Raw genomic sequence first — 26,204 nt, forward strand, 5'->3', positions numbered from 1 at the left:
TTTATTATATTCTCACATTTTTCTCAAGAAGGTAACAAATAGACTCATATGGACGCAACGTAAATTCGGTTAAATCCTGACTAGAATCACTATAATTTGAAATTAATATCTGCTTGTTATACTCCCCAATAGCAATATCTTCTGGTAATTTAAAAAGAGCATCCTCGCCATAAAAATTATTAACGACTAACAACATTTGATTACCCAGCTTACGAGTGTATGCAAAAATTTGTTCATGATTTAGTAATAAAGAATCATACGTACCTGTCGAAATAATGTCGAATTCTTTTCTTAAATTAATTAGTTTTTTATAATGATGAAACACTGAATCTTCATCAACTAGAGACTTTTCAACATTTATTTGCTCGTAATCTTTTCCTGTTGAAATCCAAGGTGTTCCGGTTGTGAATCCTGCATGAATTGAATCATTCCATTGCATAGGCGTACGAGAATTGTCCCTTGATTTGCTCTTTAAAATGGCTAATATTTCTCTTTTTGGTACCCCATTTCCCTTTAATATTTTATAATAATTTAAGCTTTCTACATCTCGATAGTCTTCAATTGCATCAAATTTAGGATTAGGCATTCCAATTTCTTCACCTTGGTAAATATATGGAGTTCCCCTTAATAAATGCATGGTAGTAGCAAGCATTTTGGCTGATTCTTTATGATATTTTTGATCGTTTCCAATTCGTGAAACAATACGCGGTTGGTCATGGTTACACCAAAATAAGGCGTTCCATCCATTTCCAGTTTGCATACCTTTTTGCCACTGATCCAGAATTGACTTAAGTGACATAAAATCAAAATCCATTAATGACCACTTTTGTCCATCCTTATAGTCAATTTTTAAATGATGGAAGCTAAAAACCATCGATAACTCATTCTCAGACGGATTTGAGTATCGAATACAATGGTCGATTGAAGTTGAAGACATTTCACCAACAGTAATGATTTCTTCACTCTTACCAAATGTCTCATTGTTTAACCTCTTTAAATACTCATGAATTCTAGGTCCGTCAGTATAGTATTTTCTGCCGTCACCTATTTCGTCGTCAACCATAACATCTGGCTTAGAAATCAGATTAATTACATCCAAACGAAATCCTTTTACTCCTTTATCAATCCAGAAATTTACGATATCAAAAATTTCGTTTTGTACCTCATAATTTTCCCAGTTTAAATCCGGTTGGGTTTTATCGAAGAGATGTAAATAATATTCATTCGAATTCTCAATTTTTTCCCAAGTTGAACCACCAAATTTGGAAATCCAATTCGTTGGCTCTTTTCCGTCCTTTTCTTTCCTAAAAACATAGTAATTTTTATATTTTTCATCTCCATCAAGAGCTTTCTTAAACCACTCATGTTCTGATGAAGTATGATTAAAAACCATATCCAGCATTATTTCTATATCACAACGTTTCGCAGCCTTCACCAATTCATCAAAATCTTCCATTGTTCCGTATGCTGGGTCAATTTTTCGATAATCTGCTACATCATAACCATTATCATTTTGAGGAGATACATAAAATGGAGTAAGCCAAATGTAGTCAACACCTAATTCTTTTAAATAATCAAGCTTTTTTGTAACTCCTCTTAAGTCTCCAAAACCATCTCCATTCGAATCATAAAAAGACTTAGGATAAATTTGGTATACGACACTGTTCTTAAAATCCTTCATTTTGATAATCTCCTTGATTTATAAATAAATTCGAAAGGAAGGAAAATAGTTTTCCTTCCCCTTAAATAATTATGAGTTTTTCACTAGCAGTTTTTTCTTGTTAAAGATAATCGTTAAAATGAATGGGACAACGACAGCAACTAGCATAGCGATTGAAAACATTCCGATATGTTTAGGTTGAATAGATAAAATTGCTGGAAGGCCTCCAACACCAATTGAATTCGCCATTACACCTGAACCAACTGAAACAATAGCAGCTATACCAGAGCCGATCATAGCAGCTAAGAATGGATAAGCATACTTTAAGTTAATACCAAACATTGCTGGCTCTGTTACTCCTAAGAAACAAGAGATCGCAGCAGGAATTGATACTTGCTTTTCTTCTTCATTCTTTCTATTCAAATAAATGATTGCTAAAACAGCTGAGCCTTGTGCGATATTTGATAAAGCGATCATCGGCCACAGATTTGTTCCATTAAGCTGACTCATTAGTTGAAGATCGATTGCATTAGTCATATGATGCAATCCAGTTATAACTAGTGGTGCATAAAAGAATCCAAAAACTAAGGCAAATAGCCATCCAAATGAAGACGTTAATCCTGAATATACTAAATGTGAGATAGCTGAACCGATTTTCCAACCGATCGGACCTAATACTACATGTGCAATTAAAACTGTTGGTACTAGTGCAAAGAACGGTACTACAATCATTGAAATTGCACTTGGAACGATTTTTCGAATATTTGTCTCTAAAAACGCTAAAGTGAAACCGGCTAAAATAGCTGGAATAACTTGCGCTTGATAACCAATCATATCGATTTTAGCAAAACCAAAGTCCCAAACTGGTGGTACAGCCCCACCCGCTACTGCGTATGCATTTAGTAGCTGTGGTGAAACAAGTGTAATACCTAAAACAATCCCTAGAATTTGAGTTGTACCCATTTTCTTTGTAATTGACCATGTAATACCGACTGGTAAGAAATGAAAAATAGCTTCACCGATCAACCATAAAAAAGAATGCGTACCTGCCCAAAATTGAGAGGTTTCGACAAGCGTTTTTGTACCATGGTCTAGTAGTTTAATATCCCCAATTATGTTACGGAATCCTAAGATCAGACCCCCTACAACAATGGCTGGAATTAATGGTGAAAAGATTTCCGCTAAGTGAGCAAGTATCCTTTGAATCCATGTCATATTTTGCCTTGCAGCTATTTTAACTTCTTCTTTTGAGGTTTCCTCTACCCCAGCTAATTTTACAAAATCATTATAAAAAATAGATACTTCATTACCGATAATTACTTGAAATTGTCCAGCTTGCGTAAAAGTACCTTTAACTATTTTAATTTCTTGTATCATTTTTTCATCAGCTTTTTTAACATCTATCAGCACAAAACGCATTCGTGTTGCACAATGAGTTACGGTAGCGATGTTTTCTTTACCACCAATATACTTAAGTAATTGTTTTGCTTCATCACTAAATCGGCTCATGATATCCCCTCCTTGAGCAATCTATTATTTATCTTATAATTTCAAATTCACCCTGTACGTACAAGATTAGTATATTCTTGTACGTACAGGATTGCAAGCGTTTTTTGTAAACGTTCTCACTTCTTGTTAATTTCCATGGAAATTGCAAATCAGTTTACTAATAAATTCTTTTATCACCATTTATTGAAACAAAAAAAGTCATAAAAAAAACCGTTAACCTCTATCTGTTCCCAGGTAGAGAATTAACGGTTTTTAGCTTTAATTACATAGTTTCCTCTGTAAAGTGATCAAATACGATACAGCCTGCACCTTGTGCAACGATATTATACGCTGTTGATGATTTAATGATTTGAACGGGACTGTTTGGGTAATTTTTCAATCTTCCTTGTGCTGTTTCGCATGCTATATCAAAGAATAATGGCTTTGGAACTAGTGTACCTCCACAAATTACAATATCAGGGCGTACGATATAAATAAGATTAGTCAGTCCAATTCCAAAGTAATTAGCAGCCTCTTTTATGACTTCTAAACAAAGTGGGTCTTCCTTCTCTAAAGCTTCAAGAATTTGATGATAGCTAATATTTTCGACATCGTTTAATTCACCCATCAAAGAAGTCATCTCACCGCGCTTAACACGTTTGATAACCTCTTCTCGAATCGCAGGTAAACTACTGTACGCTTGTAGACACCCATATGAACCACATGAACAAAGTTTTCCATGAACATCAACAATCATATGTCCAAAAGCATCGTCCATCTCGTTCTTATTGCTTATTAATTTACCTTGTTGAATAATTCCACAACGTATTCCCATATCGCTCGAAACAAAAACAATATTTTCGTTTTCTTTACTGAAATTTAGCCTGTACTCTGCTAAGGCAGCTAAATTTGTACCGTTATTTAGTAGCACCGGACACTGATTAGCTTCTTCTAAGTGCTTAACAATATTTAATTCCTCCCATCCATCTGCTAAAAATGATCCCGATTTAATCATTACACCTTTTTCTTGATCAATTGGGTCTAACACCCCAATACCAATACCTAATAATTGTTCTCTATTAATATTATTTTGATCTAATAATTCACTTACACTTTTCGTTACAAAATTTAAAGTATATTCTCCAGTACTCACATTGCTCATTTTTAATTTTTTTGAATCGACAATTGTTAGATTTAAGTCAAGCAGTAGTACCGTTGTAAATAAATTCGTGATTTCGACACCGATTAAGTAGAATGCAGTTGGGTTAATCACATACATTGCTGGTCTCCTTCCACCGCTAGAAACCCCTAAACCACTGTCATATATAAGTCCTTCCTGTACTAATTCATCTAATAACCGGACACATGTAGTATGTTTATACCCTGTCATTTCAGTTAATGAACTAACTTTAATTGGCCCTAATTTTCGTATTAAGCTATATAAAAGCTTTAAACTTTTGATTTTAGGCGACTGATGGCCTATAAATTGCCTGATCATTGACTCCTCCAAAACGCTAATCTTATTTTACATTCATTTATCTTTTTATATTTTATGAATTAAGTATAGCTATTTATACGCTATATTTACAGCGTTTTTAGTAAAAAGGAATAAACTTTTTACCAAAATGATTTTTAGTCTGTTTACAAGTAAGGAATTATCCATTAGACTTATGGTGAAAGCATTATTATTTAGTAGAATTCTTATTACAATCCCTATCGGTCATTTTAGGAGGAAAAATAAATGCATAAAACTGAACATATTTTAGAAACAAGAGATTTTATATTAAGTAAAACAAACTACCGTCCAACAGTTGGATTAATATTAGGTTCTGGCTTAGGTACTCTTGCAGATGAAATCGAAAACTCTGTTGTAATTCCTTACAGTGAAATTCCTCACTTTGCAAAGTCTGAAGCAGTTGGACATGCAAATGAATTAGTAATCGGTGAATTAAAAGGCCAAGCTGTCGTAGCAATGAAAGGCCGTTTCCATTATTATGAAGGCTTTACTTTAGATGAAGTAACATTCCCTGTGCGTGTAATGAAAGCACTTGGAGTAGAAAAATTAATCGTAACAAATGCTTGTGGCGCTGTTAACACTAGCTTTAATCCTGGTGATTTAATGTTAATTACTGATCATATTAATTTAGTAGGAACAAATCCTTTAATTGGACCAAATAACCCAGAACTAGGAACTCGCTTCCCTGATGTTTCTGAAGTATATAACAAAAAATTACGTAGCCTTGCATTAAATATTGCTGCGAAACAAGATCTTAAATTACAACAAGGTGTATATGCTTGGTGGAGTGGCCCTTCATACGAAACACCTGCTGAAATCCGTATGATCCGTACACTTGGTGCTGATTCTGTAGGAATGTCAACGGTTCCTGAAGCAATCGTAGCTGTTCACGGAAGCATGAAAGTTTTAGGTATCTCTTGCCTAACAAACATGGCTTGTGGCATCCTGGACCAACCATTAAACCACGAAGAAGTAATCGAAGTAGCAAGCATGGTTAGAACAAAATTCGTTAACTTAGTTAAGGGCATTTTAGAAGAAATATAATTCGAAATGCGGAAGGCGTTTGATCAGCCCCGACAAGCATAAGACGAAGAACGATAAAGGTTGGTTTTTACCTTTATTGAGCTTCGGCTTATGACCTCGAGGGGCTAACGCCTGGAGCTAGACAATGGGAAAGCTTTTGAGTGGCTCTGGAAAGAGTATTACCGGAGAAATATCTCGCTCAACTAGTCAGTAACAAAATATGAAATTAGATATAAGTAAAGAGGTTTTCCCTCTTTACTTCTTTTTATTAAACGGGGTGTTATTTTGAAAGGCATACTATATATCATTATCGGTTCTGTTTGTTATGGCGTTTTGTCTACCTTTGTAAAATTGGCTTATGGTGATGGTTTTATTGTAAATGATGTAGTCGGTATTCAAATGTTTGTTGGGGCTATATTGTTATGGTCCATTGTACTTTTTAATAAAAGTAGATCCGCTAAGTCAAATAAACAACAATATTTAAAACCTACAAAGAAGGATGTTTTATTGCTTGTAGTATTAGGGTCTACCACTGGCTTAACGGGAATGTTTTATTATTTGGCGTTACAATATATTACTGCATCATTAGCGATTGTGCTGTTGTTCCAGTTCACCTGGATTGGCGTTTTATTAGAATCGATAGTCAATCGAAAACTTCCAGAAAAAAGTAAATTACTTTCATTGATTCCACTTGTTATTGGAACAATCTTTGCAACAAATGCTTTAACAGATGGACTTGGTTCATTGAATTTGTTAGGAGTTTTATTTGGGGCGTTGTCCGCAGTTTCATACAGTACTTTTATCTTACTTAGTGGTAGAATCGCTTTAAAAGCCAACCCTATCACAAAAACGGCATTAATGATAACAGGTGGTTTTATAATTTGTGCTATCTTCCTCCCACCTACATTTTTCACAAATTGGCACTTATTTGCAGAACTTTCATTAAAGTACGGGCTGATCCTTGGCTTTCTAGGTCCATTTTTCTCTACTTTAATGTTTTCAAAAGGCGTTCCTTTAACCGGTTCTGGTCTTGCCTCTATTTTAGGGGCAGCAGAGTTACCGACAGCTACGTTAATGTCAGCGATTGTATTAAATGAAACGGTTGGAGCTCCACAATATTTTGGTATCATTTTAATTTTAATCGGTATCATTTTACCTGAATTCCTTAAAAGAAAGTCACTTCAATCAGCATAAAATTATTTTAAAATGAACAAAGGGACCGTGTTATTATTCGGTCCCTTCTATGCATTCTTATTTATTCATTTGTGCAAGAAAATCTCCGAGTAGACTATCCATATCTTCCTCTTCAATTTCTTCTTTAGCTGCAGAGATTTCGCTTTTGCTTGCAACTTCCCAGTTAAAGTTTTCTAAATCATCATCAAGATCAGCTATTTTTCCTCTATTATCTAAGTTGGTTACATTCCGTTCGCTTGTACGAATTTCTGAATGAACAGGTTCCAATTCTGGCTCTAGCTCATTCATTTCTTCTTGAAGATATAGAGCTTCTTCAATTGCTAGACTATTACTATTTAGCGATGTAATAAGAGAAGCAGTTCGAATTGGGTTGGATAATAGTTGATACACAATACTACCTAATAGTGCCTCAGAATGTTCATGTTTTAACCAATCTCTTTGAGCTTTATCTAGGCTTTTCGGAAGTGGAATCGTTATTGTTTGCCTTTGCTTTGATAATGAGTCATTAACTCCGCTTAATACGTACTCAGCAATCTTACTTGAAAAGTTCCGCCTTTCGCTTTGTTTAAGCTGCTGCAAATGTTTTATGATTTGATCAGGCGTATCAGAAGGGATACGAAATGTAATAGGTTGTCCCCTCGTCAATTCTTTCTCCTTCATGGAATCACCTTATTTTGCTTTAGACATTTTTTGTTCTTCTTTTTCAGCTTGTTGTATTTCTCTTCTAGATTCTCTTACTCTTTTTAATTCAAAATCAGCAATTAGCTTATAATAAGCATTCGCCATCATCCAGATACTTTCCTTCTCATCCTCAAAGAAATCAATATTATAACCATCTAGGTTATTATTAAGTGTCTTAAGATATTCTTTTAAGATTAGCGATCCTCCACCAATGAAATAGCATATTTCAGTTTGTGAGTTCTTCTGCCAAATATTTCTTAAATGGCGATATTGTTTTTTTGCTAATTCTAACAGAATTCGGTCTACAATATCATGAACGCTTGTCCGACTACCCTTAACCATAATATGATTTCGATCACTTTTCTTTGTAATGATCTCTACAACATCTCTTCGGCTATCAAGTTCAACTCCATGTCTAGAACGAATCTCTTCACGAATTGCTTCTAGGGACTCTGCCACGCCAAGATTAAAACCTTGAGCTTTATCGTCATCTACCTTTCGATTCCTAATGACCGCAATATCAGTTGATAATCCTCCGATGTCTTGAATAAGGATTTTTTTATCTATAAGGTCTTTATTAATTATGTTTAAATGATTGTCCATAACTAAGTTAATAAAAGCAGCAAATCCTTCAGGATAAACTTTAACTTCTTCAAATTTAATATTAACTTTTAATCCTTGATGTCTAGGTGTTACTAAAAACTCTACTTGGTGAACTGAGCCTAGTAATCGTGAACGATAACCAACGTCTTTTCCTTCTTTTACTTCTCTAAGTGGAAGACCAGTTCCTAATACGTATGTTGCCTCAATTACATTATTAGAGTTCTTTACAATTTGTTTATTATCTTCTCTAGCTGCATCTAACGCTAAAGCTGCAAATAACATAATAAGTGTTTGATCCTCTTCAGACTTATTACTCCCAGGATCTAGTTCTGTTGCATTTCCACTTTTAGTTGCTAAATTTCCTACACGATAAACTGTATTATTCTCTTTTAAAGTAGGAGAGTGAACGCGAATATGTATTCCATCAACTGGATCTTGGTTGTCTAATTCTTCAATCCCAATGATTGGACGATCTTCTGTATCCCTTGCAATAATATTAGGAATATTAATCTCAGATTCCATCTTCCCAAAAATTCCTTTGAGTGAATCGTTTCCTACATCAATAGCAGCTATACGAGCATTTACCACCTAAATCATCCCTTTCGTTAATAGGTTTACATATTAATAGATAATTCTGATTTAAGATTATCTAACTTTATCCATCCGGTCAATGTCCCATACTGAACTATTATAAAAATGTAACTGAATTGTCATCTTGTATACAAAAATGTAAACACATACACATGTACACAATTCTGTATACATGTGTACAAAAATGTATACAAATGTTTACAAAAACGTGTACTTGTATACGAAAGTGTATACATTCCCTTTTTCATTCTAGAATTAATTTCAGGACAACTGTTTCCTACCTGTAAATAAAAGGTTTACGTTTTGTGTACAAGTAAACTTTATCGTGTACAACTGTTTACAAAATGTATTCTTGTGTACAAATATGTGTACAACTCCCTTTAGATCAGTTTTCCTCAGAAAATTAAAAAACAGGCAGATGGCTTCTACCTGTCAGTATGTGGATAAGTCTCTTAATTAAAAATATCCACATGTGGATTACTTATTTTTATTATGATTACAAACTCTTGAATAGGATTATCTTCAAAGATTATCCCTTTTGAATCCTGTAATTTATTGTAATCCTCTTTATGCATAAGCTTTAAATAGAATAGGTCCCCTTTTGTTGTAAATTATTAAATAAGACCCCCACAAAAAAGGATTACTAATAAAATAAAAAATGTATGTTATGATCTGTCATTTTGAAGCTGGATTTTACTATATTTATATATCGATTATTGTAATTTATTAGCGAACTCTTAAAAAAAGCTATTACAATTATGCAATACTTCCAAGCCACTAATAATAGATTGGCAAATTTCCTCTATGTTGATTGTTCATTAATAATTGCCAATATCATTTAATTATCTCTTTTTCACCTCCCATCAAATTCCCTGATTCTAAATTCCTTTTAGATCCCTTAATCCTACATCGACAAGTGCTTTTTTCTGAAATGCCATGACTACGACTGGTCAGTCATAAATTTTCCCAGCATTCTGTTGGATTCCTTATATAGCCTCAAGTAATAGAAGAATAATCTACTAAGTAGTATAGTAATTTCTAATTCTTGGATTTCAGGTTACGGCGTCAATCCTACCCCTCTATGTAGAAAATAATAAATAAGTTACTGTGCAGATTCAGTCGCTAAAGTAACATCTAAATCAATACAAACTACATACTCCTATTGCATAGCAAGTAATATGTAGAACTTTTGCCCCCCCTCTATTTTCATTAATGAAATAATCTAGTTCTACTTAATATTCAATTATCACTTCAAGTGATATCAGTGTGCCAATTAATGTCCTATCAATCCTTTAAAAATTTACTTCTTCTCCTTTTTCTAGGTATTGAAAAAAAAAGAGCCAATCTTGCAATCTAAACTAACGAAAAAATAATAAATACAACGATGACACGATCATATATGTAATTTTTTACTTTCTTACAAAAGTTTTTGTTCTTTTAACATGAAACGATTATAATGGGAATTATGATTGTACTTCTCTAGTACAATTTAATAGATAGAAAATTTAATAAAAAATCCATAAGTTTTATTACTTATGGTAGAGGTCGCAAACTCCCCTCTACAAAAAAATAAGGCGAAAAACAATATTTGTCGTATTGTTTTTATTTTTGTTATTCGGGATGCCCTCTTCTTTTTAATCAAGTAAAGGAGAGAAGAAATATGAAAAATGAAAAAGCAATCGTTGTATTTAGCGGTGGCCAAGACAGTACTACTTGTTTATTCTGGGCTATGCAACAATTTGGTGAAGTTGAAGCTGTTACGTTTAATTACAATCAGCGCCATAAACTAGAATTAGATGTAGCTGCAGATATTTGTAAGGAATTAAATATTCCTCACCATATCCTTGATATGTCCTTGTTAAATCAGCTTGCACCAAATGCTTTAACAAGATCAGATATTGATATAACGCACGAAGAAGGCGAACTTCCTTCTACATTTGTTGATGGACGTAACTTATTATTCCTATCTTTTGCAGCAGTACTTGCTAAACAAAAAGGCGCAAAGCACATTATTACTGGTGTTTGTGAAACAGACTTTAGCGGATACCCTGACTGCCGAGATATCTTTGTTAAATCATTAAATGTCACTCTTAATCTATCAATGGATTATCCATTTGTTATTCATACTCCACTTATGTGGATTGATAAAGCTGACACATGGAAATTAGCCGATGATTTAGGCGCATTTGAATATGTTAAAAATAAAACATTAACTTGCTATAACGGCATTATTTCTGATGGTTGTGGAGAATGTCCGGCATGTGAGCTTCGTCAGGCTGGTTTAGATCGTTACCTACAATCGAAGGGAGCCGCAAAGCATGTTTGATTTTCGCATCGTAGAAAGACTTCACAAAATTGATGAGCATATTAAAAAAGAAGACTTAAAATATCACCATAAACGAGTTCTTGTTAATAAAGAATTTACATTTGATGCTGCACATCACTTACACTGCTATGAAGGTAAATGCAAGAATTTACATGGCCACACATATAAAGTTATTTTTGGAATTAGTGGTTTTGTTGATGAGATCGGCTTAGTGATCGATTTTGGTGATATTAAGCAGATTTGGAAAGAAAAAATTGAAATCTATTTAGATCACCGTTATCTAAATGAGATGTTACCTCTGATGAATACAACAGCAGAGAATATGGTTGTTTGGATTTTTGAGCAAATGGAAAATGCGCTTAAAAATGAAACAAATCCTGCACAAGATATTCGAGTAGAGTTTGTCCGTTTATTTGAAACGCCTACAAGCTATGCAGAAGCTCGTAGGGAGTGGATGACCAATGAGTAAAATTCCTGTACTTGAAATATTCGGACCTACTGTACAAGGTGAAGGTATGGCAATCGGTCAAAAAACAATGTTTATTCGTACTGCAGGTTGTGATTACTCTTGTAGTTGGTGCGATTCTTCGTTCACTTGGGATGGTAGTGAAAAAGAAAATATAAAATGGATGACCGCAGAAGAAGTTTGGGAAAATTTATTGAATTTAGGTGGCGATACATTCTCTCATATTACGATTTCTGGTGGAAACCCTGCCCTACTTCCATCTTTAGGCCCTGTAGTTGAGTTTTTAAAGGAAAAGAATATGACTTTAGCTCTTGAAACTCAAGGTAGTAAGTGGCAACCATGGTTACCTTCTATTGATGAAGTTACTTTATCGCCTAAACCGCCTAGCAGCGGCATGAATACTGATTTTGATATGCTAGGAAGCATTATTCAAAATTTAGAAAACCACCCAAAGTTTTGCTTAAAAGTTGTTATTTTTGATGAAAAAGATTTAGCTTATGCGGAAACTGTTCATCAAAAATTCCCACATGTTCCGTTCTTTTTACAAGTCGGAAATAGTTGGCTAAATGCGGATGATGGTACTTTATTACAATACATGTTAAATCGTTACGAATGGCTTATAGATGAAGCAATGAAATCAAAAGTCTTTAAAAATGTAAAAGTTTTACCTCAATTACATGCATTTGTTTGGGGAAATAAGAGAGGAGTTTAACCAAAATGGTAGGCAGATCAAAAGGTTCACTAGAAGAAGTATCATTACTTGGTAGCAACAACACAAAATATTTATTTGAATATGATCCAGGAATCTTAGAAACATTTGATAATACTCACCCAAATCGTGATTATTTCGTAAAATTTAATTTCCCTGAATTTACTTCACTTTGTCCAAAAACTGGTCAACCTGATTTTGCGACAATTTATATAAGCTATATTCCTGAGAAGAAAATGGTTGAAAGTAAATCATTAAAACTATACTTCTTTAGCTTCCGTAATCATGGTGACTTCCATGAAGATTGTATGAATATTATTATGGATGATCTAATTAAATTAATGGATCCTCGATATATTGAAGTTTGGGGAAAATTCACTCCACGTGGTGGAATTTCAATTGACCCATATTGCAACTATGGTCGCCCAGGTACAAAATACGAAAAAATGGCTGAACATCGTATGATGAACCATGATTTATATCCTGAGAAGATAGATAATCGATAAAAAATCACTTTAAAGTGCACTGTATAAAATACAGTGTACTTTTTTTTATTCAGGTAAATACTATATTCGTTTATGGCACTTAATTTGTTTTTATTTTACAATTAATGGAAAGTAAATAAGAAGTGTGGTGCAACCATTTGTTTAAACTATTACTCATTGAAGATGATTCTTCTCTATTCACTGAGATTAAAGATCGGCTATCAGGATGGTCCTATGAGGTTTATGGGATAACAGACTTTAGTAAGGTAATTCAAGAATTTACAGAGATAAAACCAGATTTAGTCATCATTGATATACAACTACCAAAATACGATGGTTTTCACTGGTGTCGTATGATTCGTTCACATTCAAATGTACCAATTATCTTTCTATCTTCAAGAGATCATCCTTCAGATATAGTTATGTCGATGCAGCTTGGAGCAGATGATTTTATTCAAAAGCCATTCCATTTTGATGTGCTAATTGCGAAAATCCAGGCGACTCTTAGACGCGTATATAATTATAATACCGAAAAAATTGCTCTTAAAACTTGGTGTGGTGCAACCGTCGACTATGAAAAAAATACTGTATCGAATGAAAATGGTGCAATTGAACTTACAAAGAATGAAATCTATATTTTAAAACTGCTAATTGAACAAAAAAATAAAATCGTAAGTCGTGAGGAATTAATAAATGCCCTTTGGGATGATAAGCGATTTATTAGTGATAACACCTTAACAGTAAACGTAAATCGATTGCGTAAAAGACTAGATGAAATAGGCTTAGGACAATTTATTGAAACAAAGGTTGGTCAAGGATATATTGCTTTAGAAGAGGCGATCTAATGATTAAGACATTTCTAATTGAGCGATTTAGTTGGATAATTTTTTTTCTACTAATACAAGTACTCGTTGTATTTGTTTCATTTATTGATTCGTCAATTCCTTTAAAATCACTACTTTACATTGTCTTTCTATCACTATTATTGTTTATCATTTTTTTAGTCATTCGATATCCTAAAGAAATAAAATTTTATAAAAGTCTAGTTGAACGTGAAGATAACCTTGATTTGACTGGAATTGAGGATTCAAATAGTCCATTTGAAGAAATTGTTGAAAACAGCTTAACGAATCAAACAAGCTTATTAAAAAAAATAGCTATTCAAAATCAAACTTATTTAGAGCAAGAAAAAGATGAGCTCCTATCATGGATCCATGAAGTAAAAACACCTTTAACAGCAATGCACTTAATGATTGATCGTATGAAGGATGAAAAGTTGAAATCAAATTTAACATATGAATGGCTACGCATTCACCTATTATTAGATCAACAGCTTCACCAAAAAAGAATACCTTTTATTGAAAATGATCTTTATATAGAAAAAATTCAGCTTGAAGATGTCATCTATCCAGAGATTAAAACTTTGCAATCATGGTGTATACATAAAGGGATTGGATTTGATATTGAATTAGAGGAGCTAGAAGTATTCAGTGATGCTAAATGGCTATCATATATACTACGACAGCTTTTAACAAACGCAGTGAAATATAGTACATCCTCAGACATTCGAATTATAAGTAAGCAAATTAATGAGCAAGTGATTCTTGAAGTTGAAGACTTTGGTCGTGGTATTCATTCAAAAGATTTGCCACGAATTTTCGAAAAAGGATTTACTTCTACGATTCAGCATCAAGACAATGCGTCTACTGGGATGGGGTTATATTTAGCAAAGAAGGCTGCCCAGTCCCTACATATTACTTTCCAAGTAAAGTCTGAGTTAGATAAAGGTTCAATTTTCACGCTAGCTTTCCCTAAACGAAATGAATTTGTAAAAATAACAAGCATGTGACAAAATTGTCACATGCTTTTGTTTATTGTTCGGTTAATCAAAGGAAACGGTCTAGGTAACCATTTATACTAATTTTATCGAATGAAAATAAGGGAGTGTATGAATTGACTATTTTAGAAGCAAATAAAATTCATAAAAGTTATGGAAATAAATTTAATAAACAAGAAGTGTTAAGTGGCATTAATATAAACATCGAAAAAGGTGAATTTGTTAGTATCATGGGTCCATCTGGATCTGGTAAAACAACTTTACTAAACGTTCTTTCCTCGATCGATAAGATTAATAGTGGAACGATTGCAATTGAAGGTAAAGATATAACGGATATGCGAGAAAAACAATTAGCAGAATTTCGTAAATACTATTTAGGCTTTATTTTCCAGGAATACAACTTACTAGACACATTAACTGTAAAAGAAAATATTCTTCTACCTTTATCAATAACAAAAACGTCACCAAGTGAAGCCAATCAAAAGTTTGATGTAATTGCTAAAGAGCTTGGTATTTACGAATTAAAAGATAAGTATCCTAACGAAATCTCTGGGGGACAAAAACAGCGTACTTCAGCCGCTAGAGCATTTATTCATGAACCTAGTATTATTTTCGCAGATGAACCTACAGGTGCATTAGATTCAAAATCTGCTTCAGATTTATTAAATAAACTAAGCGAACTAAATGAGAAAAGAAACGCGACAATTGTAATGGTTACCCATGATCCGGTAGCAGCAAGCTTTTGCAATCGAGTTGTCTTTATTAAAGATGGGCAAATCTATTCACAACTACACAAAGGCGATGAAACGAGACAGAATTTCTTTAAAGATATCATGAAGACCCAAGGTGTATTAGGCGGTGTTCACTATGAGCATTAATCATTTGATATTCCGAAATTTAAAAAAGAATTTAAAAAACTATTATCTATATGTTTTTGCTTTAATATTTAGTGCTGCCTTATACTTCTCATTTGTTACATTGCAGTATGACCCGTCAATGGAAGCGACAAAGGGTTCAATCAAAGGAGCTGCTGCAATTCGCTCAGCGTCGATTTTACTTGTCGCAATCGTTTCGATTTTCCTTTTATATGCAAATATGATTTTTATAAAAAGAAGAAGTAAAGAAATTGGTTTGTTTCAATTAATCGGAATGACTAAAAACAGGATCTTCGGTATTTTAACAGTTGAAAATTGTATTCTTTATTTTAGTTCATTGGTTCTTGGTATCTTAGTTGGTTTTTCTATTTCAAGGCTGATCATTATGATTTTATATAAAATCGTAGGAGTTAAAGCAATTGCTAGTTTACATTTTTCTTCACAAGCATTAGTACAGACATTAATTGTATTTGTCGTCATTTACGCGTTCATTATGTTAATGAATTACGTTTTTATTAAAAGACAAACTATTTTATCTTTATTCCGAGTAGTCTCATCGACTGAAGGAAAGCTTAAAAAAATGTCTATTTTTGAAATTTCTATAGGAATTTTTGGTATTTTACTAATTATCTCAGGTTATTTTTTATCATCAAAACTATTTGATGGTGATTTTACTACTATGATTCAACTATTTTCAGCAATGATCTATATTTTAGCGTCTGTCATTATTGGAACTTATTTAGTATATAAAAGCTCTGTTCGTTTTATTTTAAATATAGTTCGTAAAAAGAAAAATGGCTATTTAAATATTAATGATGTTCTCTCTTTATCTTCAATTATGTTTAGAATGAAGTCTAATGCTCTATTACTAACCATTATTACAACTGTTTCAGCACTAGCGATTGGCTTATTATCTTTAAGCTATATATCTTATTATTCTGCAGAAAAGACAGCTGAGAGCCACGTCCCTGCTAATTTTTTCTTAAATAATAAGAAGGATTTACAAACTTTCAAATCTGCGCTAGATGAAAATGGTATTAAATATACAGTAACACACACCGAGGTTATTCAAGTTAATGCAAATATAAAGAATATACTCGATAAAGAGTTAGAAGGCATGATGAAGGATGCAGACAAGTTTCCACTTGCTGTTGTAAGTGAAAAGTCAGTTAAAGTAAACCTTGCTTCAAATGAAGCGTTATTTACTGGATACGATGATATGCTTCAAAAATTTATGACCTTAAAGGATTCAGGGCATATTGAATTAACTAGCAGCAAGAAAAAGTTTAAACTAAACTATTTAGGATTAAAACGTGAAAAGATTATACCTTCCTACTTCACAAATGGAGGATTTCCTACTGTCATAGTAGACGATCAAGTGTTTAAAACGTTAAAACAGAATCTTGATTCATCAATTCAAAAAGATTCTACTGTCTACAATGGAATTAATATAAGTGATGAAAAACTAATCGAAAAAGCAAATACTATTTATATGGACCATCAATTTGATAAGAATTATCCTAATGCTTCTCGACTTGAAATCGTTAAAAGTCAGAAAGCAAATATGGGACTTATTATGTTCATCGTCGGATTTTTAGGACTAACGTTCTTAATGACATCGGGATGTATTTTGTACTTTAAACAAATGGATGAAAGTGTAGACGAAAAACCAAATTATACAATTTTACGTAAACTAGGTTTCTCCCGTAGAGACTTATTAAGAGGCATACGTTCTAAGCAATTGTTTAATTTCGGTATCCCATTAGTAATCGGACTGGTTCATAGCTATTTTGCTGTCCAATCTGGATGGTTCATATTCGGTACTGAAGTCTGGACACCTATGATTATCGTGATGGTTTTATATGCTATTTTATACTCTGTGTTTGGTCTTTTATCCGTTCTTTATTACAAAAAAGTGATTAAAGAAGCTCTTTAAACTTTATAATCTCTATTCCCTACTCTTCCTGTCTCATAAGTAATAGAAGCTCTCTCTTTAGCTTCTATTATTTTTTTTACTTATTTTGATTTATAATATCCTTATACATACTACTTTAAAGGTGGATCAGGATGACGAAAACGATTGTTGAAAAACTAAACTTAAAAAAGTATAAAAAAGCTACCGTTTTAAATCAGCCAAGTGATGCAAATTATTTTGCAGATTTACCACATTTTGATACGGATCTATTAAACCATCCTTATGATCTAATATTTGCTTTTGTTCTTGATATGGACTCGCTTAAAGAACTAGTCACAAAGATTACCCGAAATCATTATTTAGATAAAAATGGCTATATTTTTATTGCCTACCCTAAAAAAGGAAACAAAGTATATCCGACTTATATTCATCGTGATGATTTATTCGAAGGATTAGGTGCAGATGAGAGCGGCTATATTGGTTCAAGTACAATTAAATTTGCTCGCATGGTTGGATTGGATGACGTCTTTACAGTTGTTGGATTAAAGGACGAATCAAAAACAAAAGCTGCGAACTCAGCGAAAGCAAGTCAATGTGTAGATGATTATATCGAAATGATTCCAAACGTTGAGAAGGATTTAGAAGATTCTCCTGAATTACTTACGATCTATCAGTCTCTAACTCCTGGGTATCGTAAAGATTGGGCTCGACACGTCTACAGCGCTAAGCAAGAAGCAACGAAAGCAAAAAGACGTGAAGAAATGAAAATGGTCTTAGGTGCTGGATATAAAACGCTGGATTTATATCGAAGAGATCAAAAATAAGATTAATTCCAATATAATAAAAAAACATAAAAATCCACAAGGACCTTGTGGATTTTCTTATTATCTAAGAACTTTTACGATCTACACCCTTAACAGCATCGAGTAACTTTACCACCTTTAGAGTTAAAGCGTGATTCTTGCGCTTCGATAAAGAACTCTTTTCTAGATTGAATTGGTTGATCTGGGTGTTGTGTTTTCATGTGTTCTACATATTTCTCATAGCTTGGTACACCTACTAATAAACTAATAAACTGTTTATAATATTTTTTGAACTCCTTCACTTTATAGTGCATAATTTTTCGGTTCACTTTCTTCCCGTTTAATGTACGGAGTTTCATGTAATTTTATCGGTTTATTAGACAATATATTTATCCAATTTCGAATCGAAGCAATTAGAACTAAAAGCACAATCACCATAAATACGCCACAAATCGTTGAGTCAATATAATCATTTAAAATAATTTGATTCATTTGTGCTTTACTAGCTGCCGGTGCAAGGATTTTGCCAGCATCTAAACCATCTTTAAAAATTTTAGCATGCGCTAAAAAGCCTATTTTTGGTAATGCATGAAACAGCTTTTGCCAACCAGCAGTCATTGTGACGATTAAGATCCAAATCGTTGGCACTAATGTAATCCATGCATATGCCTTTTTCCCCATTTTCAGCAAAATAGTTGTGCCTAGTAATAATGCAATCGCGGCAAGCATTTGATTTGCAATACCGAATAGTGGCCATAAAGTATTAATGCCTCCAAGTGGATCAATAACTCCTTGATAAAGGAAATATCCCCAGCCGAAAACGCAAATGGCTGTCGCAATTAAATTCGCAGGAAGTGAATCCGTCTTTCCAAATGGCTTATACACATTGCCTAAAATATCCTGCGTCATATAACGCCCAATCCTAGTTCCAGCATCAATCGTTGTTAAAATAAATAACGCTTCAAATAAAATAGCAAAATGATACCAAAAAGCCATTAATGCCTTACCACCGATTACTTTAGAGAAAAGTGCCGCCATGCCGATTGCTAAAGTTGGTGCCCCACCAGTACGAGAAAGAATTGTTTGTTCACCTACGTCTTTGGCTAACGTGCTCAAATCATTTGGAGCTATTGTAAACCCCCAGCTTGAAACTACTTGAGCCACTTGATTTACGTCAGTTCCAATTATGGCAGGTGGGCTATTTATCGCAAAATATGCTCCTGGAGTTAATAAACAAGCGGCAATCATAGCCATTACTGCTACAAAAGACTCCGTTAACATAGCACCATAACCAATGGCACGTGCATGCGTTTCACGTTCGATCATTTTAGGGGTAGTGCCTGAAGCAACTAATGCGTGGAATCCAGAAACAGATCCACAAGCAATTGTTATAAATAAAAATGGAAATAGATTTCCGGCAAATACTGGTCCTGTTCCGTCAATAAATTTCGTAACGGCCGGCATTTGTAAATCCGGTGCTACAATAATAATGCCAATTGCTAAAGCTAAAATTGTTCCAACTTTTAAAAATGTACTTAAATAATCACGTGGAGCTAATAAAAGCCAAACTGGAAGTACGGATGCTATAAATCCATAACCAATTAACATAAGAGCAATCGTTTCTCCCTTAAACGTAAACATTGCCGCTAATGTTGGACTTTCTGCTACATATTGTCCTGCAAATAATGAAAGTAGTAATAAAATCACGCCAATAAAAGATCCTTCTCCTACTCGGCCTGGTCGTATGTATCGCATATAAATACCCATAAAAATCGCGATTGGAATAGTTGCCGCGATCGTAAACATTCCCCACGGACTTCCTGCAAGTGCTTTAACTACAACAAGTGCTAAAACAGCTAATAAAATAACCATAATTCCTAAAATACCTATTAAAGCGATAACCCCTGTTATAGGACCTATCTCTTCTTTAATCATTTCACCTAGTGATTTACCATTTCTACGTGTCGAAGCAGCTAATATGACAAAATCCTGTACTGCGCCAGCAAATACAACTCCTACAATAATCCAAATCGTACCGGGTAAATAACCCATTTGCGCAGCTAAAATTGGTCCAACTAGAGGTCCAGCCCCTGCAATCGCTGCAAAATGATGACCAAATAATACCCACTTATTCGTCGGTACAAAGTCTTTACCGTCGTTATTAATTTCGGCAGGTGTTTTACGAGCTTCATCAAGTTTAAATACTTTTTCTGCAATAAACTTACTATAAAAACGATAAGCCACTGCATATGTACAAACCGCCGCTGTGAGGAGCCAAATTGCATTTATTGTTTCCCCTCTTTTTAAAGCTAATACAGAAAAACAGAAAGCTCCAAGTATTGAAATTAATCCCCAAACTATCATTGATTTTAAAGATTTCACAACCAAGTTACCTCCTCTTTCATTTATAAAAGAAAGTATATCACCAATTCAGAATTTTTTGTCAATTAATGGTAAAAAAAGTATAATAACGACATTTATACTGATTTTAAGCTAGTTTTTCTTCATAAAAGTAGACGAAAGTTGTATTGAACTTATTTAATTGAAGAATTTCAAGGGAAAAAACAACTTTAGCTATCGTAACATTTGATCTAATCTTTTTAAACAAAAGAAAACCATCCTAAGCTTAATTGCTAAAGGATGGTTTTCTTTCATTTAATAGGTTGTTTAACGTGTTGAATAAAATTAATGTCGATCAGTTCATTCAGCCTTTGTAGTTCTTTTTCTCCTAGTAACGTTTTCCCTTCGTTTAAGGATACTAGAGCACTCTCAATTAAATATTTTCGCGGCGTTTTTGACTGTAATAGTTCATTCTGTAAAAAATCTAGTAACTCGTTGTACTTTTGTTGTTCGTTACTATTTAATGCTGATTTTTTCATTTTACAAATAATACTACAAAGCTTTTGCTGAAGATTTTCTTCTGTCTTTCTTACTGGTAACCATCTATCTAATAGCTCTAAATTGAATAATTGCTCACCAGATTCCTCAACATCCTCAACAATCTTAATCATACGTTTTACACTATATCGGACAACATGATCCATACTAATTTTCATATCTTTGGCGAGGTCATAGTATCTCACATTATGGTGTATTATTCCTAAAAACATAATGGCACTATCTAATAAAAAATCTTTCTTCTCACTACCAAAAATGTCTAAAAAACGTGTATACACCCAATTTAATGTCTTAAAATTACCTTCTCTTATGAACTGTTTAATATCTAAGTCATTTATATAAATTACTTCTTCAAATAGAGAAATTAATTTATTATCTCTATTTGCCTCCATTAATAAAGTTATTTGCTTAATGAAAATTTCAATATTCGAAGGGCTCTGTCCGATCAACAACTCATTTCTTTCATGCTCAAGTTTTTTATAAATCATATTAAATAATGCGACTACTAAATCACTTTTAGACGAAAAATAATTATAAAATGTACCTTTAGATATACCGCTATAGTCTAATATGTCTTGAATTGACGTTGCTTGAAATCCTTTTTCAATAAACAATTCATGAGCTATTTTTACAACATGCTGTTTACGATCATTCATATAATCACCTTGGTTCTAGTTAATTAGTGCTTAAAAAACATAGTACATTATTTTAACATTTTTAACTAGTAAATATCTGTTTAGATTATTAAGGATTTCTAATGGTTATTATAATTGCATCTAATGAATGAATGGTATATCATATTATCTTATATAGAAGATGGAAACACAGTTCAAAAAATTGAACTAGATGTACAAAGGAGGGGAAATCATGGATCATTCCATGAATAAATCGGTTCGCCCACCATATGGGATTATTACAATCCTAATGATTGGGGCTTTTATTGCGTTCTTAAACAATACTTTACTTAATATTGCTTTACCTTCTATTATGAAGGATTTGGACGTTGAGCCTTCGACTGTTCAATGGCTTTCTACTGGATATATGCTAGTTAATGGAATTTTAATTCCGACTACTGCTTTTTTGATCCAAAAATATTCTGTTAGACATTTATTTATAACTGCACTACTTTTATTTAATATCGGTACTTTAACCGCAGGATTTGCACATGTATTTCCTTTATTATTAGCAGGCCGTATGATTCAAGCTTCTGGTTCGGCTATTTTAATGCCATTATTAATGAATGTTATGCTTACTAGCTTCCCTGTTGAAAAACGAGGAACTGCAATGGGCTTCTTTGGTTTAGTAATGATGGGTGCACCAGCAATCGGACCAACATTATCTGGTTGGATTATTGAACATTATGACTGGAGAATGCTTTTCCATGTTGTTTCACCGATTGCATTAACGATTTTAATTATTGGCTTTTTCTTACTTAAAGATAAAAAAGAGAAATCAAACAGTACGATCGACCTTTTCTCTGTTCTTTTATCAAGTATAGGTTTTGGTGGATTATTATACGGTTTTAGTACTGCAGGAACAAAAGGATGGGATAGTCCAGAAGCTTACGGTACTTTAATTGTAGGGGTTATTTCATTAGTACTATTTATTTTACGTCAATTAAAACTTGATACGCCAATGTTAAACTTTAGAATTTATCGCTACCCTATGTTTGCTTTATCATCAGCGATTTCAGTTGTAGTTACAATGGCTATGTTCTCAGCAATGATGCTTTTACCGATTTATACTCAAACGCTTCGAGGCATTAAACCTTTTGATGCAGGCTTAATGCTGTTACCAGGTGCTTTATTAATGGCAATTATGTCGCCAATTACGGGTAAATTATTTGATAAAATTGGCGGAAGAATACTTGCAGTAACTGGTTTAGCGATTATGACTGTTACTACTTATTTTTTAAGTAAATTAACAATGGATACAACTTATACACATATTATTATTTTATACTCATTACGTATGTTCGGTATGTCGATGGTAATGATGCCAGTTTCGACAAATGGTTTAAATCAATTACCAAAACGATTCTATCCACATGGTACTGCGATGAATAATACTTTACAGCAAGTATCTGGTGCGATTGGTACTGCTTTACTAGTAACAGTAATGTCGAATCGTACAGAATCAAAAGCGAAAGAACTTGCTGCTGAAGCGATGAAGCATGTGACTAGTAAACCTACACCTGAAATGCTTGCTCAAATTAAGCAAGAGATCTCAATGAAGGCAATGTTAGAGGGAATTAACTTCTCATTTTATGTGACGGTATTCGTTGCCGCAGTAGCACTAGTTCTTGCATTCTTTATCAAACGTTCAACAGTTGCAGAGGAACCTGTAGTGAAAGAAAATTCTAATACTAGTAATAACTTTAAGAAAAAGTTAGCAGAGAACTAAGAAAGTAAGTCCCGAACAAAAAAAGTTCAACCATAATTGACTGGTTGAACTTTTTTATTAGTTTTTATAAATAAAATAATCGAAATCCGCATGAAGCCCTTGACCGGTCGTATCCTGACATTGCATTCCAACGAATGCACCTGTAAAGAATCCACCGCCTTGAATATAATCATCAGACAGTTTATATGAATAAAGTGTTACTGGTATTACTGTCCATTCTTCTCCATCAAATGAGTAAGAGTACTCGTAAACATTCGTTTTCACATCTACTCGAAGATACACATACTCAACATGTTCTGGTATGATAATTTCTTTGCCTTGAAGAGGTTGATCGAAATTAAAATTATCACATGTTGCTAATTCAAGAATTCTGCCCTTTTCTTCATTCCAAGTAATTTGACATGAAGTCCAGTTTTGAGTGTTGTAATAATTTACTAAACCAGCTGATTGATGGAATGTATTTGGATTAAATGCTACTTTTGTTTCTGCAGTAAAGTTAAAATGTTGCCAACGTCTTGCTATAAATGACTGAGTAAACTTAGATGTTAGGGATTCTCTTCCGTAAAGACGTAGATGCCCTGGATTGTCTTTTAGTGAAACGATCTTCTCACCTAATGGAATTCTCAAGTTTTGAAAGTGAGGGTTTAAAATTTCTGAGTTAAAGTCATCCATCACAGGGTAATCACTTTCCCATTTTACTTCATCTATTTTTGGGCCCTCTATTTCAAGTGAAGGACTATTCCCTCCTACGACATACGGCCAATCATTTTTCCACTCAAGCCTTTGTATAGCTGTTTCTCTTCCTAATGGACAGAAACCTCTTGGGTCTAACAACGGTTGGCCTTCTCTTGGTAATGGTCTTCCTGTTAAATGCACAAGGAACCATTCATCTGTATGTGTTTGAACAATTGATGCATGTCCTGCTTTTTGAAGGGGAATTCTTGGCGCATGGAATGACGAAATTAACGGATTTTCTGGGTGTACTTCATATGGGCCCTTTAACTGTTTTGACCTAGCAATTGTAGCTTGGTGATCATATTTCGTACCACCTTCTGCCGTTAATAAGTAATAGTAATCATTTATTTTATATAAATGTGGTGCTTCTGTCAGTTTAATATCGGTTCCTTTAAAGATAACCTCTGCTTTTCCGATCAGTTTCTGTTCTTCTACACTGTATTCTTGTAGTGAAATGCCATAAAAATGATGATTTCCTACGCGATGATCCCAAACCATATTAACTAAATATTTTTTTCCATCCTCATCGTGGAATAACGAGGGATCAAATCCAGTACTATTTAAGTAAATTGGATCCGACCATTCTCCGTCAATCGTTTCACATGTTGCGAGGTAGTTGTGACAATCTTTCCATTGACCTTCAACTACCTTTACATCAGTGTAAATTAACCAAAATTGTCCGTCACGATAAGATAATGCGGGAGCCCATATTCCGCCCGAATCTGGATTACCTGTCATGTTTAATTGACTTAAACGATTCAATGGTCTTGATGCTAAGCGCCAATTCTTTAAATCCTTTGAGTGATAGATTCCTACTCCTGGAAACCATTCAAAAGTCGAAACTGCAATATAATAATCTTCCCCTACTCGGCAAATACCTGGATCCGGGTTAAATCCCGGTAAAATTGGATTACTAATTTTGGCCATTTTAAACTCCTCCATATGCATCTATATAGTTCAATACATTACTTTTTTAGTAAGCACCTTTGATAAAGTCAGAAACATTCTTTTGATAGAAAAGCTCTAATTGATCTAATTCAGCTTTCGAAAAAGATTGTATATTCATTGCTTCTAAGTTGGCATTCACTTGGCTTTGGTTTCTAAATCCTGGAATGACACATGTAATTTCCTTTTGATCTAAAATCCATCTAAGTGCTGCACTTGCCATTGATGATCTTCCTTCAGCAATCCAGTTAATCCGATTTGCCAAATCTACTCCTTTTTTAAAGCCCAAGCCTGCAAATGTTTCTCCAATATTAAAGGCCGCTCCATTTTCATTAAAGTTTCGGTGATCATCTTTTTCAAAAATATGATCAGCCTTATACTTTCCAGACAAGAGTCCACTTGCTAGCGGTAATCTTACAAGAACTCCAACCCCACGCTTATAAGCTTCGGGCAGTAATACTTCTAATGGCTTTTGTCTAAAAATATTAAAGATAACCTGTAAGCTTTTCACATTTGGGTTTTCTAAACAAATCATTCCTTCTTCAACCGATTCAACGCTAACCCCGTAATGGCGGATTTTCCCTTCACTTTTTAAACGGTCAAGTACATCAAATACTTGTCCATCCTTTAAAATTTCAGTTGCTGGGCAATGTACTTGATATAAATCAATTACATCTCGATTTAAGCGTTTTAGACTATCCTCGCAATAAGACTTAACTGCTTCAAATGAGAAATTTTCTGGTGAATGGATATCACCTTTTCGGCAAAACTTTGTTCCGATATAAATTTTGTCTTCAAGTCCTTTTGTCGCTTTAGCAAGTAGTTCTTCGCTATGACCATCACCATAAACATCTGCAGTATCAAAAAAATTCACACCTTGATCGATTGCGTGTTGTAATGATTTTAATGCTTCAGTATCATCTGTCTTTCCCCATGCTCCACCAATTGCCCAAGTTCCAAAACTTACCTCGCTAATCATTAAACCTGTATTACCAAGTTCTCGATAATTCAAGTAAAACGCCTCCTCTAGTGCTATTTATAGCGTCTTATG

22 protein-coding genes are annotated in these 26,204 nt (G+C 33.7%); 12 read left to right on the forward strand and 10 right to left on the reverse strand.

What is annotated here, in order from left to right; genetic code table 11:
- Positions 1-4 precede the first annotated feature (4 nt).
- From treC to ACFVR2_RS14040, 3 genes are all read right to left on the reverse strand, one after another.
- Positions 5-1,681, reverse strand: coding sequence for an alpha,alpha-phosphotrehalase (gene treC / locus ACFVR2_RS14030; RefSeq protein WP_387362621.1), 1,677 nt, complete (start codon positions 1,679-1,681; stop codon positions 5-7).
- Positions 1,682-1,750: 69 nt separating this feature from the next.
- A complete protein-coding gene (gene treP / locus ACFVR2_RS14035; RefSeq protein WP_387362623.1) occupies positions 1,751-3,169 on the reverse strand; it encodes a PTS system trehalose-specific EIIBC component in 1,419 nt (472 codons plus the stop codon).
- Between the two features lie 262 nt (positions 3,170-3,431).
- Positions 3,432-4,646 (reverse strand): ROK family protein, encoded by a 1,215-nt coding sequence (locus ACFVR2_RS14040; protein WP_387362626.1) that lies wholly within the window; start codon positions 4,644-4,646, stop codon positions 3,432-3,434.
- A 243-nt stretch (positions 4,647-4,889) separates the two neighbouring features.
- Here ACFVR2_RS14040 and ACFVR2_RS14045 point away from each other — a divergent pair, with 243 nt between their 5' ends.
- Together ACFVR2_RS14045 and ACFVR2_RS14050 are read left to right on the forward strand one after the other, a co-directional pair.
- Positions 4,890-5,708, forward strand: a complete 819-nt coding sequence (locus ACFVR2_RS14045; protein ID WP_387362628.1) for a purine-nucleoside phosphorylase — start codon at positions 4,890-4,892, stop codon at positions 5,706-5,708.
- Between the two features lie 264 nt (positions 5,709-5,972).
- Complete coding sequence (locus ACFVR2_RS14050; protein WP_387362630.1) at positions 5,973-6,881, forward strand: EamA family transporter; 909 nt, start codon at positions 5,973-5,975, stop codon at positions 6,879-6,881.
- A gap of 57 nt (positions 6,882-6,938) precedes the next feature.
- Here the strand turns inward: ACFVR2_RS14050 and ACFVR2_RS14055 are convergent, their stop codons facing one another.
- Both ACFVR2_RS14055 and ACFVR2_RS14060 read right to left on the reverse strand, forming a co-directional pair.
- Complete coding sequence (locus ACFVR2_RS14055) at positions 6,939-7,541, reverse strand: hypothetical protein (protein ID WP_387362632.1); 603 nt, start codon at positions 7,539-7,541, stop codon at positions 6,939-6,941.
- Positions 7,542-7,550: 9 nt separating this feature from the next.
- Positions 7,551-8,753, reverse strand: a complete 1,203-nt coding sequence (locus ACFVR2_RS14060) for an Alp7A family actin-like protein (protein ID WP_387362634.1) — start codon at positions 8,751-8,753, stop codon at positions 7,551-7,553.
- A gap of 1,663 nt (positions 8,754-10,416) precedes the next feature.
- Here ACFVR2_RS14060 and queC point away from each other — a divergent pair.
- The 9 genes from queC to ACFVR2_RS14105 all read left to right on the forward strand — a co-directional run bounded on the left by queC (position 10,417) and on the right by ACFVR2_RS14105 (position 18,193).
- The gene (queC, locus tag ACFVR2_RS14065; protein ID WP_331224284.1) at positions 10,417-11,082 is read left to right on the forward strand and encodes a 7-cyano-7-deazaguanine synthase QueC; all 666 of its coding nucleotides are present in this window, start codon (positions 10,417-10,419) and stop codon (positions 11,080-11,082) included.
- Positions 11,075-11,551: a 6-carboxytetrahydropterin synthase QueD gene (gene queD, locus ACFVR2_RS14070; RefSeq protein WP_387362636.1), complete on the forward strand. Its 477-nt coding sequence runs from the start codon at positions 11,075-11,077 to the stop codon at positions 11,549-11,551. The genes queC and queD overlap by 8 nt, the downstream gene beginning before the upstream one ends.
- Entirely contained in the window at positions 11,544-12,260 is a 717-nt protein-coding gene (queE, locus tag ACFVR2_RS14075; RefSeq protein ID WP_387362638.1) for a 7-carboxy-7-deazaguanine synthase QueE, read from the forward strand. The genes queD and queE overlap by 8 nt, the downstream gene beginning before the upstream one ends.
- Positions 12,261-12,265: 5 nt before the next feature.
- Entirely contained in the window at positions 12,266-12,763 is a 498-nt protein-coding gene (gene queF / locus ACFVR2_RS14080; RefSeq protein ID WP_056469085.1) for a preQ(1) synthase, read from the forward strand.
- Between the two features lie 137 nt (positions 12,764-12,900).
- A complete protein-coding gene (locus tag ACFVR2_RS14085) occupies positions 12,901-13,587 on the forward strand; it encodes a response regulator transcription factor (RefSeq protein ID WP_387362640.1) in 687 nt (228 codons plus the stop codon).
- Positions 13,587-14,591 carry a sensor histidine kinase gene (locus ACFVR2_RS14090; protein WP_387362642.1) on the forward strand — a complete coding sequence of 335 codons (1,005 nt, stop codon included), beginning with the start codon at positions 13,587-13,589 and terminating at the stop codon, positions 14,589-14,591. The genes ACFVR2_RS14085 and ACFVR2_RS14090 overlap by 1 nt, the downstream gene beginning before the upstream one ends.
- A gap of 104 nt (positions 14,592-14,695) precedes the next feature.
- Positions 14,696-15,457, forward strand: a complete 762-nt coding sequence (locus ACFVR2_RS14095) for an ABC transporter ATP-binding protein (protein ID WP_387362644.1) — start codon at positions 14,696-14,698, stop codon at positions 15,455-15,457.
- A complete protein-coding gene (locus ACFVR2_RS14100) occupies positions 15,447-17,390 on the forward strand; it encodes an FtsX-like permease family protein (protein ID WP_387362646.1) in 1,944 nt (647 codons plus the stop codon). The genes ACFVR2_RS14095 and ACFVR2_RS14100 overlap by 11 nt, the downstream gene beginning before the upstream one ends.
- A 131-nt stretch (positions 17,391-17,521) precedes the next feature.
- Positions 17,522-18,193, forward strand: a complete 672-nt coding sequence (locus ACFVR2_RS14105) for a YdeI/OmpD-associated family protein (protein ID WP_387362648.1) — start codon at positions 17,522-17,524, stop codon at positions 18,191-18,193.
- 89 nt (positions 18,194-18,282) lie between these two features.
- On the opposite strand, the gene ACFVR2_RS14110 is transcribed toward ACFVR2_RS14105, so the two are convergent.
- The 3 genes from ACFVR2_RS14110 to ACFVR2_RS14120 all read right to left on the reverse strand — a co-directional run bounded on the left by ACFVR2_RS14110 (position 18,283) and on the right by ACFVR2_RS14120 (position 21,726).
- Positions 18,283-18,486: a YbdD/YjiX family protein gene (locus ACFVR2_RS14110; RefSeq protein ID WP_056469068.1), complete on the reverse strand. Its 204-nt coding sequence runs from the start codon at positions 18,484-18,486 to the stop codon at positions 18,283-18,285.
- Positions 18,476-20,536: a carbon starvation CstA family protein gene (locus ACFVR2_RS14115; RefSeq protein WP_387362814.1), complete on the reverse strand. Its 2,061-nt coding sequence runs from the start codon at positions 20,534-20,536 to the stop codon at positions 18,476-18,478. The genes ACFVR2_RS14110 and ACFVR2_RS14115 overlap by 11 nt, the downstream gene beginning before the upstream one ends.
- Positions 20,537-20,823: 287 nt before the next feature.
- Positions 20,824-21,726 (reverse strand): TetR/AcrR family transcriptional regulator, encoded by a 903-nt coding sequence (locus ACFVR2_RS14120; protein WP_387362650.1) that lies wholly within the window; start codon positions 21,724-21,726, stop codon positions 20,824-20,826.
- 211 nt (positions 21,727-21,937) lie between these two features.
- Here ACFVR2_RS14120 and ACFVR2_RS14125 point away from each other — a divergent pair, with 211 nt between their 5' ends.
- Positions 21,938-23,473: a DHA2 family efflux MFS transporter permease subunit gene (locus ACFVR2_RS14125; protein WP_387362652.1), complete on the forward strand. Its 1,536-nt coding sequence runs from the start codon at positions 21,938-21,940 to the stop codon at positions 23,471-23,473.
- A gap of 57 nt (positions 23,474-23,530) precedes the next feature.
- Here the strand turns inward: ACFVR2_RS14125 and ACFVR2_RS14130 are convergent, their stop codons facing one another.
- Positions 23,531-25,135 (reverse strand): glycoside hydrolase family 43 protein, encoded by a 1,605-nt coding sequence (locus ACFVR2_RS14130; RefSeq protein ID WP_387362654.1) that lies wholly within the window; start codon positions 25,133-25,135, stop codon positions 23,531-23,533.
- 46 nt (positions 25,136-25,181) lie between these two features.
- A complete protein-coding gene (locus ACFVR2_RS14135) occupies positions 25,182-26,165 on the reverse strand; it encodes an aldo/keto reductase (RefSeq protein WP_387362656.1) in 984 nt (327 codons plus the stop codon).
- Positions 26,166-26,204 lie beyond the last annotated feature (39 nt).

Source organism: Gottfriedia sp. NPDC057991 (genome assembly GCF_042886615.1).
Classification (GTDB): Bacteria; Bacillota; Bacilli; order Bacillales; family Bacillaceae_G; genus Gottfriedia.

What these genes read in the sequence shown, in the direction of transcription:
- treC (WP_387362621.1), bottom strand. Translation starts at nt 1,681, where the DNA reads ATGAAGGATTTTAAGAACAGTGTCGTATACCAAATTTATCCTAAGTCT.
- treP (WP_387362623.1), bottom strand. Translation starts at nt 3,169, where the DNA reads ATGAGCCGATTTAGTGATGAAGCAAAACAATTACTTAAGTATATTGGT.
- ACFVR2_RS14040 (WP_387362626.1), bottom strand. Translation starts at nt 4,646, where the DNA reads ATGATCAGGCAATTTATAGGCCATCAGTCGCCTAAAATCAAAAGTTTA.
- ACFVR2_RS14045 (WP_387362628.1), top strand. Translation starts at nt 4,890, where the DNA reads ATGCATAAAACTGAACATATTTTAGAAACAAGAGATTTTATATTAAGT.
- ACFVR2_RS14055 (WP_387362632.1), bottom strand. Translation starts at nt 7,541, where the DNA reads ATGAAGGAGAAAGAATTGACGAGGGGACAACCTATTACATTTCGTATC.
- queC (WP_331224284.1), top strand. Translation starts at nt 10,417, where the DNA reads ATGAAAAATGAAAAAGCAATCGTTGTATTTAGCGGTGGCCAAGACAGT.
- queD (WP_387362636.1), top strand. Translation starts at nt 11,075, where the DNA reads ATGTTTGATTTTCGCATCGTAGAAAGACTTCACAAAATTGATGAGCAT.
- queE (WP_387362638.1), top strand. Translation starts at nt 11,544, where the DNA reads ATGAGTAAAATTCCTGTACTTGAAATATTCGGACCTACTGTACAAGGT.
- queF (WP_056469085.1), top strand. Translation starts at nt 12,266, where the DNA reads ATGGTAGGCAGATCAAAAGGTTCACTAGAAGAAGTATCATTACTTGGT.
- ACFVR2_RS14090 (WP_387362642.1), top strand. Translation starts at nt 13,587, where the DNA reads ATGATTAAGACATTTCTAATTGAGCGATTTAGTTGGATAATTTTTTTT.
- ACFVR2_RS14100 (WP_387362646.1), top strand. Translation starts at nt 15,447, where the DNA reads ATGAGCATTAATCATTTGATATTCCGAAATTTAAAAAAGAATTTAAAA.
- ACFVR2_RS14105 (WP_387362648.1), top strand. Translation starts at nt 17,522, where the DNA reads ATGACGAAAACGATTGTTGAAAAACTAAACTTAAAAAAGTATAAAAAA.
- ACFVR2_RS14110 (WP_056469068.1), bottom strand. Translation starts at nt 18,486, where the DNA reads ATGCACTATAAAGTGAAGGAGTTCAAAAAATATTATAAACAGTTTATT.
- ACFVR2_RS14115 (WP_387362814.1), bottom strand. Translation starts at nt 20,536, where the DNA reads ATGATAGTTTGGGGATTAATTTCAATACTTGGAGCTTTCTGTTTTTCT.
- ACFVR2_RS14120 (WP_387362650.1), bottom strand. Translation starts at nt 21,726, where the DNA reads ATGAATGATCGTAAACAGCATGTTGTAAAAATAGCTCATGAATTGTTT.
- ACFVR2_RS14125 (WP_387362652.1), top strand. Translation starts at nt 21,938, where the DNA reads ATGGATCATTCCATGAATAAATCGGTTCGCCCACCATATGGGATTATT.
- ACFVR2_RS14130 (WP_387362654.1), bottom strand. Translation starts at nt 25,135, where the DNA reads ATGGCCAAAATTAGTAATCCAATTTTACCGGGATTTAACCCGGATCCA.